16 protein-coding genes, 1 tRNA gene and 1 rRNA gene are annotated in these 15,305 nt (G+C 70.0%); 7 read left to right on the forward strand and 11 right to left on the reverse strand.

Annotation, left to right across the window (positions count from 1 at the left end; genetic code table 11):
- Positions 1–155 precede the first annotated feature (155 nt).
- Both NAG42_RS08695 and NAG42_RS08700 read right to left on the reverse strand, forming a co-directional pair.
- Positions 156–1,604, reverse strand: coding sequence for an ATP-binding protein (locus NAG42_RS08695; protein ID WP_250029290.1), 1,449 nt, complete (start codon positions 1,602–1,604; stop codon positions 156–158).
- A gap of 113 nt (positions 1,605–1,717) precedes the next feature.
- The gene (locus NAG42_RS08700; protein ID WP_250029291.1) at positions 1,718–2,653 is read right to left on the reverse strand and encodes a hypothetical protein; all 936 of its coding nucleotides are present in this window, start codon (positions 2,651–2,653) and stop codon (positions 1,718–1,720) included.
- Positions 2,654–2,848: 195 nt separating this feature from the next.
- On the opposite strand from NAG42_RS08700, the gene NAG42_RS08705 reads away from it, so the two are divergent.
- Together NAG42_RS08705 and NAG42_RS08710 are read left to right on the forward strand one after the other, a co-directional pair.
- The gene (locus NAG42_RS08705) at positions 2,849–3,736 is read left to right on the forward strand and encodes a hypothetical protein (protein ID WP_250029292.1); all 888 of its coding nucleotides are present in this window, start codon (positions 2,849–2,851) and stop codon (positions 3,734–3,736) included.
- A 598-nt stretch (positions 3,737–4,334) separates the two neighbouring features.
- A complete protein-coding gene (locus NAG42_RS08710) occupies positions 4,335–4,706 on the forward strand; it encodes a hypothetical protein (RefSeq protein ID WP_250029293.1) in 372 nt (123 codons plus the stop codon).
- Positions 4,707–5,057: 351 nt separating this feature from the next.
- Here NAG42_RS08710 and NAG42_RS45300 read toward each other — a convergent pair whose 3' ends face one another.
- Positions 5,058–5,309 carry a DUF4145 domain-containing protein gene (locus tag NAG42_RS45300; RefSeq protein WP_369077095.1) on the reverse strand — a complete coding sequence of 84 codons (252 nt, stop codon included), beginning with the start codon at positions 5,307–5,309 and terminating at the stop codon, positions 5,058–5,060.
- Positions 5,310–5,486: 177 nt separating this feature from the next.
- Here NAG42_RS45300 and NAG42_RS08715 point away from each other — a divergent pair, with 177 nt between their 5' ends.
- From NAG42_RS08715 to NAG42_RS08725, 3 genes are all read left to right on the forward strand, one after another.
- On the forward strand, positions 5,487–6,647 hold the full coding sequence (locus NAG42_RS08715) for a helix-turn-helix domain-containing protein (protein WP_250029349.1): 1,161 nt from the start codon (positions 5,487–5,489) through the stop codon (positions 6,645–6,647).
- A 400-nt stretch (positions 6,648–7,047) separates the two neighbouring features.
- Positions 7,048–7,302: a hypothetical protein gene (locus NAG42_RS08720; protein WP_250029294.1), complete on the forward strand. Its 255-nt coding sequence runs from the start codon at positions 7,048–7,050 to the stop codon at positions 7,300–7,302.
- Positions 7,299–7,577: a hypothetical protein gene (locus NAG42_RS08725; protein WP_250029295.1), complete on the forward strand. Its 279-nt coding sequence runs from the start codon at positions 7,299–7,301 to the stop codon at positions 7,575–7,577. Before NAG42_RS08720 ends, NAG42_RS08725 begins: the two co-directional genes overlap by 4 nt.
- Here NAG42_RS08725 and NAG42_RS08730 read toward each other — a convergent pair.
- The 5 genes from NAG42_RS08730 to NAG42_RS08750 all read right to left on the reverse strand — a co-directional run bounded on the left by NAG42_RS08730 (position 7,543) and on the right by NAG42_RS08750 (position 12,200).
- Positions 7,543–7,977, reverse strand: a complete 435-nt coding sequence (locus NAG42_RS08730) for a helix-turn-helix transcriptional regulator (RefSeq protein WP_250029296.1) — start codon at positions 7,975–7,977, stop codon at positions 7,543–7,545. The genes NAG42_RS08725 and NAG42_RS08730 overlap by 35 nt on opposite strands.
- 386 nt (positions 7,978–8,363) lie before the next feature.
- Positions 8,364–8,438 (reverse strand) — tRNA-Lys (locus NAG42_RS08735).
- A 205-nt stretch (positions 8,439–8,643) separates the two neighbouring features.
- Entirely contained in the window at positions 8,644–9,414 is a 771-nt protein-coding gene (locus NAG42_RS08740; protein WP_250029297.1) for a hypothetical protein, read from the reverse strand.
- Between the two features lie 453 nt (positions 9,415–9,867).
- Entirely contained in the window at positions 9,868–11,046 is a 1,179-nt protein-coding gene (locus NAG42_RS08745) for a glycosyltransferase (protein WP_250029298.1), read from the reverse strand.
- A gap of 11 nt (positions 11,047–11,057) precedes the next feature.
- Positions 11,058–12,200, reverse strand: coding sequence for a glycosyltransferase family 4 protein (locus NAG42_RS08750; RefSeq protein WP_250029299.1), 1,143 nt, complete (start codon positions 12,198–12,200; stop codon positions 11,058–11,060).
- A 113-nt stretch (positions 12,201–12,313) separates the two neighbouring features.
- On the opposite strand from NAG42_RS08750, the gene NAG42_RS08755 reads away from it, so the two are divergent.
- Entirely contained in the window at positions 12,314–13,048 is a 735-nt protein-coding gene (locus NAG42_RS08755) for a hypothetical protein (protein WP_250029300.1), read from the forward strand.
- Here the strand turns inward: NAG42_RS08755 and NAG42_RS08760 are convergent.
- On the reverse strand, positions 12,994–13,557 hold the full coding sequence (locus NAG42_RS08760; protein WP_250029301.1) for a serine/threonine-protein kinase: 564 nt from the start codon (positions 13,555–13,557) through the stop codon (positions 12,994–12,996). The two genes, NAG42_RS08755 and NAG42_RS08760, sit on opposite strands and share 55 nt — an antisense overlap.
- A 42-nt stretch (positions 13,558–13,599) precedes the next feature.
- Here NAG42_RS08760 and NAG42_RS44830 point away from each other — a divergent pair, with 42 nt between their 5' ends.
- Positions 13,600–13,830, forward strand: coding sequence for a sigma factor-like helix-turn-helix DNA-binding protein (locus NAG42_RS44830; RefSeq protein ID WP_250029302.1), 231 nt, complete (start codon positions 13,600–13,602; stop codon positions 13,828–13,830).
- Here NAG42_RS44830 and NAG42_RS08770 read toward each other — a convergent pair.
- Both NAG42_RS08770 and rrf read right to left on the reverse strand, forming a co-directional pair.
- Positions 13,824–15,023, reverse strand: coding sequence for a phytase (locus tag NAG42_RS08770; protein ID WP_250029303.1), 1,200 nt, complete (start codon positions 15,021–15,023; stop codon positions 13,824–13,826). The genes NAG42_RS44830 and NAG42_RS08770 overlap by 7 nt on opposite strands.
- A gap of 156 nt (positions 15,024–15,179) precedes the next feature.
- Positions 15,180–15,296, reverse strand: a 5S ribosomal RNA gene (gene rrf, locus NAG42_RS08775).
- Positions 15,297–15,305 lie beyond the last annotated feature (9 nt).

Genomic DNA, 15,305 nt, shown 5'->3' on the forward strand with positions numbered 1-15,305 from the left:
CTGCTCAGAAGCGGTGAACTCAGACGACCCTCTTCACGCGGCAGAGTAGTTGATCGATCTCTCACACACCCTCTCATCGAGGGTGACTGATTTAACACTCCCTGATGACGTCACCGACCGGCCGCCACCGATCTCCCGAGCCGAGGGCGATCCGCTCAGACTGACCAGGCGCGAACGATGTCGTCCGGCCCCCAGACCAGATCAACGGCATCCGCAGCAAGGTCAACTCCCGATCGGCTGACGACGACCAAGCCGCTGGCGCCGGGTTGGAAGCCCGGAATTACGGGAGCGTGGCGGCGCAGTTCGTCGAGATGATGCCGGTCGAACGGGCCGTCCTGCCACTTGATGGACCCGGCGAACGCGATGCGCGAAGCGACCGGGGCGCGGTCGGCGCCGACCAGGTCGACCTCCGGGTTCGCTTGCCGATTCCACCAGGCGCCGACTTCCCACGTGTCAGCCCACGGCAGTGTCCCGGCGCCGGCGGCGATGGCCAGCGCATCACGGATGATCGGTTCGACGGCGTTGCCCCGCCATGAGGACCAGCGTGCTTCGAGAATGCGGCGGGCGGCGGCAGTCCGGTCGCGCAAGAGCAGCTGATGCACATCGCGGAGGACGGCGAGGTAGAACCGCAGATTGCTGTCCGCGACCCGGTATTGGGCCAGTTTGCTCGGCTTGGTGGACAGCGGCTTGTCGACGGCGAGAATCTGCTTCTCGTCGACGAGCCGATGGAGCAGCGGAGACAAAGTGCCGGAGCTGACCGGTCCACCTCGGTCGCCCGCGGCCGCGGCGATGTTGCTGAACGTGCGACTGCCGGTTCCACCGACGGCTTCCAGAACGCGCCGAGCTGTATCCGGGGCGGAAAACTCCGATGCCAGAGATTGTTCGGGAACGGTGAACAACGCCGAGGTCTTGTTGTCGATCTCCGCCTGCAGGAACTCGAGCGGGAGCGCGCCGGGAGTCCATTCCAGACAGATGCCCGGCAGTCCACCCGTGATCAGGTGAGCATCGATGGCCTCCGCACCGCCCAGCCCGGTCACGGCAGCGGTTTCCGCAAGGTTGAACGGGCCAAGGACCAGGTTGGCGGCTCTGCCGTAGAACGGCCGGTCGTACTCGGTGAACCGCTGCATCATGTGCAGGTCACTCCCGAGTAACAGCAGCAGAACAGGCTTGCGGGAAACAAGACGGTCCCAGGCAACCTGCAGATGCCCGTCGAATGTCGGGTCCTGCTCCGAGACCCAGGGCAGTTCGTCGAACACGACGATGCTCGGCGTTTCGGGCAGTACGCCGGCGAGGACCCGCAGCATGTCTCCCCAACCGCCCGCAGGCGGCTGAGAGGGTAGAAGGTCACGGCCGGTCGTGGTCGGCAACGACGAATCCCGCAGAGCACTGAGGAAGTGGCCGACCAATTCGGTGCTCGACGCGCCTTTGACAGCCGTATAGAAGCAGTACGGCAGCCCCGCCCGGTCGCACAGCTCCTGCACCAGCCGCGATTTTCCGACCTGCCGACGTCCACGGATGGCCACGGAGCGGCCTTCGCCCGTGCGCTGTACGCGGTCCACTTCCCGGCCGAGTAGATCCAGCTCGGCGCGCCGGCCTACAAACATCGGCCCCTCCGAAGCTAGATTGAATCTTACTTCGGAGTAGTCTACCTCTACGTCACTGCGTCGCCTGCAAGCTTGGGAAGACGACGTCAGCCGGGACGGTGCCTGGGGGACGACTACTTGTCGGCCCACTCCCGCCAGGCGGCTTTCCACTCTTGATGGACGTCGCGCTTCCAGGCTTCCTGGGCGGCACGGCTCGGCACGTCGGCTTCGAGGCCCGTGCCGTAGAGCAATGTCTCGCCGATGGCGCGGCGACGCCGGGACGGGTCGTCGCGGAACCAGTCGGCCTCGTGGTGCAGGGTGCCGAGCTGCGACATCATGGCGCTGACGGCGTCACCGGCGTCGGCCTCGGGGGCGTCGCTCAGTTCGATCTGGCGCTGCACGGCGGCTGCCCACAGGGCCGTCCAATAGCTCGGCAGGGTCGGCTCGGGTCCGCCCTCGGCCATCCAGCGCGCGTGTTCGGCGGCGTTGGCCACCACCGCCTCGGCCAGGGCCTGGTGCGGCTCGCGGCCCAGCCCGGCCGGGAGCGGCTCGGGCTCGCGGTGCACGAAATCGGGTGGCGTGCGCAGCCGGTCGAGCATCGGCTGAGGATCGGTGATCGTCTCGACGGCCAGCTCGCCAGGATGCCAGTCGTGCCCCACGACAGTGATCTCGAGTTCGTCCCAGGCGCCGCGGACGAGCCACCAGTGCTCGCCGGCACGCAGCCTGCGGGCCTCCACCCCGGTGCCGTTCACGAGCAGGACGGCCGGGCTCTCCGCCCACTCGAAATCGGCGAATCGATCCCCGCCACGCCGGACGTGGTGTTCGAGGGTTTCGCGCAGGGCGTTGGGCTCGGCCCGGGAGGTCTCGACCTCGGCCGCCCGCCCGTAGGCCACCTGCACTGCGACGAGCCGATCGTCGGTGGTGTGGAGCCCGCCGAACGTCTCCTCGGCCGGCCTGAGCCGGGTGACCAGCCCGAATACCGGCATGTCGCTCCCGGCGAGCGCGCGGCGCAGGTGCTCGGCCTGCCGGGCGAAGAGCTCGTCCCGCCCGATCGATCCGCCGAATTCCATGACCCCATTGTGGCAGTGCCGACCGCGCCGGCACTGCCACGTCGTAACCCTGCGTCGAACTGGAACAACGTCCAGAACAACACTTTCGCCTGACGACGGGAGTCTGTCCGGAATCGACTGTTCGGCCGGTTCCGAGCCGCACGGACGGTGGCCTTCAATGGTGTGCCGCCTGAGGACTCCCAGGAAGGTGGACAGATGTCGCCCGACGACGAGCACTCGAACACTCCTTCCGTGGATGCTCGCCACTCCCAGGGTGTGCAGGTGGGCACCGGCAACACGCAGATCATCAATCATCGCGGCCTGGTCGCCGTGGTCATGGCCAGCTTGGCCGTCGTGGCTCTCGCCATCGCCGGCGGCATCTACCTGGCCCGCGACGGGACAGGCCCGCGCGCCGGCAGCGCCAAGGCCGAGGCGACGGCACCGACCGCACCCGATCCCTTCCTGTACGTCGCCACGGGTAACGGGCTGCACCTGTCCCGGCAGCAGACCTGTGACGGTCTCTTCGGCCTGTGCCTCGGGCAGACCATCGACTTCGCCCTTCAAGCCTTCGGCCCCTCGGAGGCGGATGGCTATCCGCAGGCCGGCGGCAACGAGGGCGGCCGGACCGAGGTGTGCCACGGCTGGACGCCCAAGCAGATCGACCTGATCACCGTCTGCGCGGCCGACGGGGCCATCGAGATGATCCGGGTGGACTCCTCGTCCGCCTCGCCGATGCGCATCGCGGCGCCGGAGGGGAACACCGTCACCCTGGCCGAACTGGCCAAGGAAGAGGCAGCCGCGGTGACGGCCAAACTGGGGGACAAACCGTACTCGTCGGAATATCTCACCGGTGAGGGAGAAAGCATCTTCAGCTTCTCCTGGTATCTGAAACCGCCGCCGGACGGCCCCTCCGACACGGTCATGCACCTGATCGGCCGGCTCCCCCAGTTCCCGTCCGATCTGCCGGAGCCGTGCCCGGGGCAGACCGAGATCCACTACCCGTACAACTCGCTGCTCCCGCTGAGCGCCAAGGCCACGATCATGACGGTCGAAGTGACGACAACCGACTACGCGCTGCGCGGCGAGTCACCCGTACCCTGCTGAGCCGGCGCACGCCGCTCCCTCAAGGCTGTTAGCTGAGGCGGCGAGCGCGCCCACCGTAACCGGGGTCTGGGGGGTCGACCACGGGTGGAAAGAGAGTGGGCCGCCGGGACCCGAACCCCGAACCTATGGATCAAAAGTCCGCTCAATAACGTGCCGGAACGTGATGAGCTGTGACCGGCGTGAGTGTTTCCGTTGGTCACGGCTCGCGTGTCGTGATGATTCGTGCCGGGACTGTCGCGCCCAGTTCAGCGCGTCCGTGGCCACCGTGTGACCACTTGGTGCCCAGCTACTCGCCTGTGGCCGGCCGCTTCGGTTGCTTGGCGCGCGCTGTGCACCGGTGACCGGTGAGCGGGGCGAGCACCGTGCCCCGCCGCTGCAGGCCTCCCCCGGCGACGAGGACCGTCTGACCGACGTCGAGGTGTGGCTGGAGGCCGTTCCCGAGGACGCGGCGGGCGCCACGGTGCCCGCGGGAACCTTCGTCCTGCTGAGCCTCGAGCAGTCCCGGCGACCGGCACCGGTACGTCTTCGGTGCCGGTCGGGCCGCGCAGCTTTCCCGGCTGCTCCGGCGGCTGGCCGAGCTGGCCCGGGCGGGTGCCCGATGACCGCCCTTGTGATCACCGTGCTCCGCTTTGTCGCGGCCGGCATGCGCATCCTGGACGCCACGGACCAGACCCGGAACGCCGAGACCCGACGCACTTTCACCGCTCTCCAGGGGCTCCTGTGGTTGCGTCACGTAGAACGCCGGATGTGTTTCAGGATCGCGGGTACGCATGCGTCCCTGCCTGCTGAAACATCCGCGCCGGGTGCGTCAGCTTTGTTCCAGTCGGTGCGCCACCGGCCCAGTTCTGGAGGCATCGTCATCGTGGGAGACCTGACGCAGATGACGGTCGCGCCGCATGGCGTTTCGCCGACCGTACGAGAGGCGGCCCAGCAGTTGCGGCGGCCGCCAACTCGGCCGGTGTTTCCGTGATCAACAGATGCGACGCAGCGATCAGGGCGAGGTCCATGATGGCGCGTAAGACGACGATCGACGCGGAAGAGGCGCGGCGCCGGGTGAGTGACCACCGGCGTCGCCGGCACACGGTGACCCGAGCTGTCGCCGGTCAGCGGTCGGTCGTCTGGTCGTCGTCGGGGGGCCGGCCGGAGCGGCTGCCACCCGTACTCGACGAGTCCCGGCACGGAGCAGTGGCCGAGCCGGCAGCGTCAGGTCGACCGGGTAGACGATCGGTCCGGTCGGCGGCTGGGCTGGGCCCGGTCGATCCGGTAGCACCAGCGGGGCGCCGCAACACCATGGTGTTGTGGCGCCCCGATACTCGCCCCGTTAAGGCGCCGGCGGGCTGGCTGCAGATGAGCTGGAGTCGCCGGACTGCTGCCTCAACGCTCTGACCTTCGCCAATCGCGCGGGTGCCTGGAACACCTCTTGCAGTACTTCGTCCATGAGGGTCAAGACGCCTTCAGCTTCCTCCGCCGATACCGGGTCGGCGAAGTCGCCGTGAGCCACGTTGTTGCCCCAGAATCGGATCTCGTGGGCCATCTCTGCGGTGGATGGGCGGAGGGAGCTGTTGGAGATCACCCGGTGTAGCCGTGGGAGCTCGTTGCTGCGGGCGCCGACGTGACCCCGTGGGCCGACGAGCGGGCAGAGATAGCCTTGGACCAGCGGGGCGGGCGGTTGTAGCGGCCGGCCGCCCCACCCTGACCGCTACCAGGGAGCACCGATATGCCGCGCCGTGCCGTGCCGATCGACCCGTCGATCGGCGAGCGTATCCAGACCCGTCGAGACCTGCGCGGGTGGAGCATCCGTCATGCCGCCAGCCGAGCTGGAATCGCCCACACCACCTGGTCCCGCATCGAGAAAGGCGAGCTCCGCACCGATCGCTACATGATCGCGGACATCGCTGCGGCACTGGAATGCTCGATCACCGACCTGACTGGCCAGCCGTACGCACCCGCAGACCGGCAGCTTGAGTCCGCGCACATTGCCTCCGAGCGGCTGTGGCAGGCCATGATGGCCCTCCCGCTGGACGAGCCACCGTCGGCCGGAGAAGAGGCGACTGCAGATCTTTGGCGGGAGTCCGAGCTGATCCGCGACCTCTACGCGCGCACCGACTACGCCGGCGCTCTCAGCCGCCTGGTCGCCCTGGTCCCGGCGCTCCACACAGCCGCCCACGGTCCCGACTCGGCTACTGCACTGACTGCGGCTGTCCAGGTCTACGGGGTCGGCATGGGCGCGTTGCTCAGCCTCGGGCACCCCGCTTACGCCTGGCTGGCCGCCCAGCGGTCCATCGAGGCCGCCCAGCGCCTGGGCGACCCGGCCGCGCTCGCCGTCGCGGCGGTCAACCGAGGTCGGGTCAGCGCGAACACCGGTGCGTTCGGTCCCGCATTCTCCGCGGTGGACCGAGCCGCCAACGAGCTGGAGCAGCACGCCGACTCCCCGGCCGCCCTGGACGTCCTGGGGTTCACCCACCTGGCCAGAGCACACCACGCCACCGGGATGAGGGACGAGAGCGCAGCTGCGGGGCACCTGGCCGAGGCCGCCCAACTGGCCGAGCGCACCGGCGAGACCGAAGCGTGGGATCTTCAGTGGGGGGCGCGCAACGTCGGCTTGTGGACGGTCGCGCACCAGATCGACACCGGGCGGCCCGGTGATGCTGTGGAGACGGCGAGTGGGCTCGACGTGGCGACGTTGCCGCCGATCAGGCGGGTCAACCTCTACACGGATCTCGCTCGCGCGTTGACCGACGTACGGCGCGACGACGAGGCGGTGCGGATGCTGATGACCGCAGAGCGCGTGGCTCCGCAGCACACACGGTCCTCGGCCGCCGCTCGGGAGACGGCACGCGTGCTGCTGCGCAAGTCGCGACGCGCGTCGACCGTCCAGGGGTTGTGCGAGCGGATGGGCGTATCGGATTGATCCCCTGGTGCGTAACCGCACCAGCGCACCGCACTGCAGCTCCTACCGTCCGTAATTGAAGGCGGCGGGTGTGCGTTCCCCAGTTCCTCGCCCACCGTCTTCACTCTCGGGGTGGCGGACGCAGGAGGCGGATCAGCATGGGACGGCACGGAGGCCCTTACCAGCACTCTTCTCGCCGATCGTGGTGGCGGCCGTGGCGGAAACGGTGTGACTGCGGCAACCAGCTGCCGTGCGTCGTACGGCAGACCCTCGAACGGCAGCAGTTCTTCGACCGAACGGCCGCGCCTGACTGGGCCACCGAACGGACCGCCGCCGTCCCGCAGCTACGCGCCAGCCGGCCACCGCTGCGGCTTACCCCCGGCCAGTCCCACCGGAGCAGCCAAGGCGGCCGGTGGTGAGCGTGACCGCGCCGCAGCGGCCGAGCCGTCACTGGATCCGGGACCCGTGGCCGCGGACCCTCGAGAGCGAGCTGGCGGCGCTTCGATCCGCGTTCCCGCTCTGGGACGTCCAGCACCGGGCGGACGCGGCCGACGGCTACTCGTTCCGGGCCTGGCGGAAGCGGGCGGACGGCAGCCAGCATGGCCGGCTGGCCCACACCGGTCGGCAGCTGGGCGCGGCGATGGCCACGTCCGAGGCCGAGGCGGACCTGTGGTGACCGATGACGATGTCGAGATGGCCCTGCGCAACCGCCGCCTGCTGGCCGAGCGGCTCCGCTGGCCGGAGGGCGCTCTGGACGAGTGCTTGCGCATCGAGAAAGACCGGCCCGGCTACGAGGTGACCTGGTTCGGCGAATGGCGCGTGCCGGGATGGGAACGGGAGGCCGGCTTCTACGCCTGGCGCACCGAGGACAAGGACCCTGTGCACCACCACAAACGTCGCCGCGAGTGGTTCGGCATCACCGCCGAGTCGCTGTGGCGGCGACTGCCGTGACCTGACGTTCCGTCCGTGGCGGCTCGTGGCCCATGCGGTGGATCGCGGCGATGTCCGCGCGGGAGAACCAGATCTGGCGGGCGCCGAGCCGCGTGAACGGGATCGTCCGCGCCGACACCTGCTCGTCGACCCAGCTCTTCGGGACGCGGAACAGGGCCGCCAGTTCGTCCTTGGTGATCAACTCTAAGTCCTGCACAGCGTCCGAACGTACGGCTGCCCCGTGACTGGCACGGGGCAGTTTTGTGTCTGAGAGGCCATTCAAGCCGTTCGCCCCAGCAACCTTGCCCAACGAGGCAACTGCCGTGGTCGGGTCCATGGCGAAGAGGGCGTCCTGCATGTCCTCGGCCTTGATGCCGAACAGGCCGATTACGGCGGCGTTCTGCGCCACCGGGTATTTCATGCGACCCGCGGGGCCTGCACGGGCTCGCGGTCTTCGCCCGGGAGGACGGAAACCCGCTCGCGCCGACCAACGCGGTCACCAAGCGATTCGGGGCGCTGGCCAAGGACGCCGGCCTCCGGCATGTGCGGCTGCACGATCTCCGGCACGGTGCGGCATCGCTGCGCCTGGCGCCGGCGTCGACATCAGCATCGTGTCGAAGGTGCTCGGTCACTCGTCGATCTCGATCACCTCGGACACCTACTCACACCTGCTCGGCGGCGTAGGTAAGCCGCGAGTGAGGCCGCCGCTGCACTCGTCCCCAGAAACCGCCGTGACCACCCTGTGACCACGGGCCGGAATCCATAGGATTCCGTGTCGGCAGATGAGAGCGTTTCCGCTGGTCAAGCTGGTGGGCCGCCGGGGACTCGAACCCCGAACCTATGGATTAAAAGTCCACAGCTCTGCCATTGAGCTAGCGGCCCGCGATCATAGAGTACCTGCGGTGACCGGAGTTACCGTACAGGTATACGGCCTTGAGTCGTTTCTGCAGGTCAAAGCGCCTAAGTGACGGCGTTACACGATGTCGCGGCGGACGATGGCGACGCGACCGCCATCGCCTGGCGCTTATCAGTCTTCTGGCTTTCACATCGGCCTGCGCCGTTCCTCCGCCGTCGGCCGGATGACTGGTCACATGGCCGGTGCGGGGACCAGCCGGGCAGTACGGCGACGTCCGGTGGTTCCGGTGGGGAGCAGAGAGCGCCACTCGGTGGCACGGGTGGCGGCTTCATCAGCCGTACGTCGCAGGGCGCGCCCAGCGCGGTCGGCTGAGGCCACGTCGCGCCAGGCGTCCTGCTCGGCCTGGGCAGACTGCTCGTATCGGAGGCGCCGGTAGGTCGCGGCGGCGCGGTTGACGACCAGTTGCTGTTCGACCGGGTGCAGGCGGGCGTCCCAGCCGTGGCCGCCGGCCAGGGCGTCAGTCATCGCCGTGGCGGGAAGGTCACCGCGGTCCACAGCAGCCGCGACGGCCCGGTGCAGGAAGCGCTCGCGCGCCGCGTACTCCTCGCAGGTCGGCGCCGACCATGGCAGCCCGAACGCCGCGGCCGCCATGCTGTCACGCAGTCGCGCGTCGGCGTCGATCCACGCCTGCCAGTCCGTGGCCTGCTGCTCGTCGGCTTGCTCCCATCGCCGCCGCCACTGGTCGGCGGCGACGGCCGCCCGGTCGGCCGCGACCCGGACCTCCGCCGCGAACCGCACGGCCTCGGCGGCTTCCTGCGAGGTAGGACGAGCCGGCCTCCCGCGGTACAGCCCGGCGAACAATTGCCGCAGGGCGCGCCCCGGCTCGCGCAAGACATGAGGGCTGCCCAGCAACATCACCGCCGGCACCGTCATGACGAGCAGGCTTCCCCAGATCACCAGCGGGGTGGGTTCGGTCAGCAGCATTTCCGCAACCACGTTCACAACAGCAGTCCATCCGCGTCGTCGATCGCCGTCGCGGAGGGCCCGGACGGCGTGCTGCGACCGCCGCGGCGCTGTAAGCGGGCGGCAGTCAGGCGACGACGACGGGCGGGGCGCGGGAACTGCGGACAGCCGCAGCGAACTGGTCGGACAAGGGCAGTGAGCACACGGCAATGCCGGGCTCGGCAGAACAAGAGGTTGCGGTCGAAAGTTCCGGCTCAACGTCCGCAGGCGCGGTAGCAGACGACGCTACGGCGTGATGCGTGGCCGAGGCCACGGAGCTGCGAACGGATCCAGCGACACCAGAAACGGCCAGGCCCCGCGAGACGCCAACCAGCGCCAGGACCATGACCACAAGAACAGGCAACACCCGCGCCACACCGCGCCGGGTCCCGTTTGCCATGCCCGAAATGTACAGGCGAGGTCGATCATGGACAGATTCGCCACGCCGTTGACCTAGTCGACGGGTTCGGACCAACTCATCGACTGGACTGGCGGCTGGGCGGGAGAGCAGGTCACAGCCGTACGGTCGGCGCTCAAAAGCGGCGATGCACCGTGGGCCTCGAGGAACCCGGCCACCGACCGCTCCCAGGGGAATCGCTCAGCCTGCGCCCGAGCCGCCGCCCGCCGGACCGCCTCCGGCCGGGAGAGCAGCGTCCGCACCGCCTCGGCGTAGGCCGGCCCCTCGCCCGGAACCGCCACCCCCGCTTCACCCACCACCTCGGGCAGGGCACTCTCCGCGCTGACCACCACCGGCGTGCCGCTGGCCAGTGTCTCCAGCGCCGCCAGGCCGAACGTCTCGATCGGGCCGGGAGCGATCGCCATGTCCACACTGGCCAGCAACGATGCCAGCTTCGACCGGTCGCCTACGTGGCCCAGGAAGCGAACCGGCAGCCCCCGGTCGGCCGCCTCCGACTGCAACGCGATCCGCAGCGGCCCGTCGCCGGCCACGACCAGCACAGCCGGCACGCCGCTTTTCCGCAGCGCCGCCAGCGCCTCCAACGACCGGCGCGGCTTCTTCTCCGGTGCCAGGCGCCCGCAGTGCAGCAGCAGCACGTCGTCGGGCGCCGACCACAGCGTGCGCATCCGGGGCTCGTAGTTCGACGGCGTGAACCGGTCGAGGTCGACCCCCAGCGGCACCTGGGTCAGATTTTGTACGCCGAGACGGGCGAACTCCGCCGCCGCCCACCCGGTGGTGCAGACGACCTGGTCGTGATCCGCTGCCGTGCGCGCGTTCAGCAGGTCGCCGACCCGGCGGCTCGGGCCGGGGCCGAAGAGGCGCAGCAAGCCGTCGAGGCTCTCGTGCGAGACCATCATGGACGGGATGCCGCGACGCCGGGCCCAGCGCCCCAGCCAGCGCAAGGTCGCGCGGTCGGAGATCTCCAGGCGGTCGGGGCGCAGTGCGGCCAGCGTGGCGCTCAACCGGTCGCGGTCGAGCAGCACCCGGTAGCCACCCATCCGCGGCACCAGCGGGCCGGGCAGGGTGATCACCCGGCCCTGGTCGGTCATCTCGTCGGTCCGGGCGGCGCCGGGAACAACCAGCACCGGTTCGTGGCCGGCGGCCTGATAGCCGGCCCCCAGGTGGCGCAGTGCGGTGCGCAGGCCCCCGGACCGTGCGGTCACGAAGTTCGCCACCCGGACGATTCTCACGCGGCGACCGCCCTTCGCTCGGGGAACCCGACGCTACACGCGGCAGCGTAGTGGCCCAGCAGCTCTTCACCCACCGCAGTCCAGCTGCGACCCTCGATCGCCTGCCGGCCGGCGGCGCCGAACGTCGCGCGCCGGGCCGGGTCGGCCGCGAGATCCCGTACGGCGGAGGTGAAGCCCTCGGCGACAAAGGGCGGGACCAGGTAGCCGGTACGGTCGTGACCGACCAGGTCGACCGGTCCACCCGCCCGCGGCGCGACGACCGGCAGCCCGCTGGCCATGGCCTCCTGGACCGCCTGGCCGAAGGTCTCGTAGGGCCCGGTGTGGGCGAAGAGGTCGAAGCTCGCGTACAACTCGGCCAGCTCCTCACCCCGGCGTACCCCCAGGAACGTCGCCTCGGGGAGGGCCTTGTGCAGCTGCGGTGCCGCCGGGCCGTCGCCCACGATCACCAGCCGTACGCCGGGCAGGCGGCTCACGTCGGCCAGCAGGTCCACCTGCTTCTCGACCGCCAGCCGCCCGACAAATCCGACGACGACCTCGCCGTCCGGGGCCAGCGACCGGCGGACCTCGTCACTGCGCCGGTCGGGGTGGAAGAGCTCGTCGTCCACCCCGCGACGCCACAGGTGGACCCGCTCGACACCGTGCCGGTTCAGGGCGAAGGCCGACTCGGAGGACGGCACGAGGGTGCGCGAGGCCAGGTTGTGAACCGTCTTGATCCACTTCCAGGCGGCGCCCTCGGTCATGCCGACCTTGTAGGCGCGGGCGTAGGCGGCGACGTCGGTCTGATAGACGGCAATGGTGGGCAGGCGCAGCGTCCGGGCGGCCAGCATGCCCCACGCGCCGAGCACGAACGGGCTGGCCAGGTGCACGAGGTCGGTGCCGAACGCGCGGAGGGTGCCGGTCAGCGTGGGAGTGGGCAGGCCCAGCCGGATCTGGGGATAGCCGGGCATGGGCAGGGAGGCGACGCGGACCACCGGGTACGGCACGTGAACCGGGGTGTCGCGGACCGCGGGCGGAGGCTGCGGTGCGATCACCATCGGCTCGTGCCCTCGGCGCAGCAGATGGTCGGCGGTGCGCACCACCGAGTTGGCGACGCCGTTCACATCGGGCAGGAACGACTCCGTGACCAGAGCGACTCGCATGCAGTCACGATGGGCCTGGTCGATGTCCAGGACACCGTACGCGTCGTGGCCGGATCCCTAACGCTGATCGAACGAACGACTAGAGATCGAGCGGTCTGGGTATCGTCCCCGGCGTGCGATATCGGTCGATGGCTGCCCTGCTGAGTGTGCTCCTCGTCGGCGCCTGCGACTGGACCGGCAGTGACGGCCGCGACCGCAATCCGGAGAATCGGCCCGGTTACTACGTGGGCGCCCCGCACGGCGAGATCCGGCACCGGGTGCGCGGCGACGGCGACGTGTCCCGCTTCCTGCTCGTCAGCGGGGCCGACGTGGTGCGGGTCCGGCTCGGCGATCTCGGCGGCGACCGCTACGAGCTTTCCACGCCGGACGACTCGAAGGCCGCCCCGGTGGCCGCGATCGAGGGGGACGACCTGGTGGCGGCCCTGCGGGACACCGGTCAGGGCGGTCCGGCCGTGCTCACCGTCGTGCTCAGCGACGACGTGCGGTGGCAGGTCACGCTGGCCGGCGGGGCCAAGGACGAGGCGGTCGACCTCACCGGTGGTCCGGGCGGTGACGTCGATTTCCGCTCGGGCACCGAGCGCGCCGCGGTCGTGCTCCCGGCCGGTCAGGGCACGCAGCGTGTGGTGCTCGGTGGCGGTGCCAGTGCTTTTTCCGTACGGCTGACCGGCCAGGCACCCGTGCGCGTGGCCGCCCGAGGCGGCGCCGGCAGCGTGACGATCGACGGCCGGACGCACACGGGCGTGGCCGGCGGCTCGGTCTGGGCTCAGGACGGCTGGGAGAACGCCGCCGCCCGCTACGACATCGACGCCTCCTCCGGCGTCGGCACAGTCACCGTCGACCGCTCCTGACCTGGCCGATCCGCACAGCCCGTCCACCGTTGCACCCGCCCGGCCAGACCGTCGACGACGACGGGCCGGTCAGCTCCCCTCGTGCAGTCGCCGTGCGCGGGCGGCACCGCTTCACCCATCCCCTCGCCGAGTCCGGCGAAGACCCCCGGAGACGTACGCCCGGGAAGTGCCCACCCGGTGAGGTCGGCCCCCATGACCAGCCCGGGTGATCGCCCGGCGGCCAGGCCGACGGCCGCCGGATCCCAGCCGCCGTCGGTGAGCTGGTAGGCCCAGGCCGCCGGAACCGTCACCGACAACGCACCGGTCGCGTCGGTCACCCGGCGCCAGCCGTCCACGGTCGGCTGAGCGAGAGCCCCGCCCGCGGCGCTCAACGCGGCCACGGTCGCCACCACCGCCCCGGCCAACCGCAACGGCCATCGGACGGGCGCCCGGGCCGGCGCCACGGCCTCCTCCAGCGCCGTCGCGAATGCCGCCGCCGAAGGCCGGCGCTTGGCCGGATCGGTTTCCAAGGCTTTCTGTACGACGCAGGCCCACGCCCTGCCCCCGTCGACGTGGCCGATCCGCGCACCACCGGCGTGATCGCCGGCTCGCGGCTCGACCTGCTGGACGCGCTGGAGCTCCTCGAATCCCACCGGCCCGAGCTGGTGGCCCCGCTGGTGCTGCGGGACATCTGCCAGCTCGACTACCGGGAGATCGCCGGCCACCTCGGGCTGCCCGAGGGCACCGTGAAGTCGCGCATCCACCAGGCTCGGAGCCAGGTCCGGGCGACGCTTCTTCAGTGAGCCCGGGTGTTGAGTGAGCGCCAGTCGACGTACTTGAAGTTGGTGCTCACCCGGCCGTCGTCGGGCTTGTTCTCGCCGTCGTGCAGCACGAGCAGACCCTGGGGGTAGCCGGGAAGAGAGACGCTGGTCGCCGCCGCGCCGTCCGAGTGCTGCACGCCATCGGTGCGGGCGCCGTCGATCACCGAGAAGCTCGACAGCGGCCGGTTGGTGCGCCGGTCGTACACGTAGAACTTGCTGTCACCCTGGCTCGACACGATCAGGTAGCCGTCGCGCTTGCCGGTCGGATAGATCGTGACGCCCTCGACATCGGCCTGGATGCGCCCGGCCTCCTTGGCCGGCTCACCGAGCGTGCACTCCTCGGTCTCCGGGTCATAGGTGCCCGGGGCGCCGAACTCGGCCACCCGCTCGACGATCCGCGGGACGCCGACGAACTGGTCACGATCCAGGTGGATCTTCCACAGGGCGACATCCTCCTGCGCCGCGTAGAGCACACCGGCCTCGGCGTCGACCACCATGCCCTCGATCTGCGGGTCCTCGCCGGGCTCGAGACAGGGTGTCCAAGTCGCCCCGGTGGAGAGCCGGAACTGCTTGGGCAGATCCATCTTGTCGGTGACCCGGTAGCCGATCGCGTTCTTCTTCTCCTCGAGCCGGAAGATCCCCAGCGTCGTGCTGTGCCGGCGGCTGACCACGGCGTACCGCCCATAGGTGGCCAGCCCGTAGCCGGTGGCCTGCGCCTCGACCTCAGCCTCGTCCCGCGAGAACAGCAGCGGTACGTCGGCGGCGGTGACGTCGGTCAGCCGGCCGGACGCCTCGATGTGGAAGATCCGCAGCTTGTCGAGCCCGCGGTCGGTCACGACGGCGTAGTCCTGGCGCTGGTGGCCGAAGCCGGTGACCAGGTCGACGTTGTTGAACCGTCCACCCTCGGGCGGCAGGATCGACTGCACCTCACGCCCGGACAGGTCGTAGACCCGCAGCCCACCGTTCTTGGCCGTCCCGATCACCCGGCTGCGCGACTTGTCCGCCCGGTTGACCCAGATGGCCGGGTCGTCGGCATCCGCGTCACCGCCGGCCTCGTCGTCGAAGAGGGCCGGCGTTTCGACCGCCGCCGTGATCTCGCGCAGCTGCCCGTCACCCGACGGCCCACCCGCACGAGCCGGCCCGGCGACAGCCGTGCTCAGGACAACGAGAGCCACAACCCCAGCAGTACGACGCATACCTGCACGCTGCCGGATCAAAGCGGCTCCCAGGTTGCCCCCACCTGAATCTTCGCTGTGTGCCGCCGCCGGCGAATAGGTCCGGAAACGACAGTAGGCCCACCCCGTGTGGGGTGGGCCTACTGTTCACGTTGAGTCCGGCGGCGTCCTACTCTCCCACACCCTCACGAGTGCAGTACCATCGGCGCTGGAGGGCTTAGCTTCCGGGTTCGGAATGAGACCGGGCGTTTCCCCTCCGCTATGACCACCGAAACAGCAATC

Source organism: Paractinoplanes maris, from assembly GCF_023544465.1.
Classification (GTDB): Bacteria; Actinomycetota; Actinomycetes; order Mycobacteriales; family Micromonosporaceae; genus Actinoplanes; species Actinoplanes maris.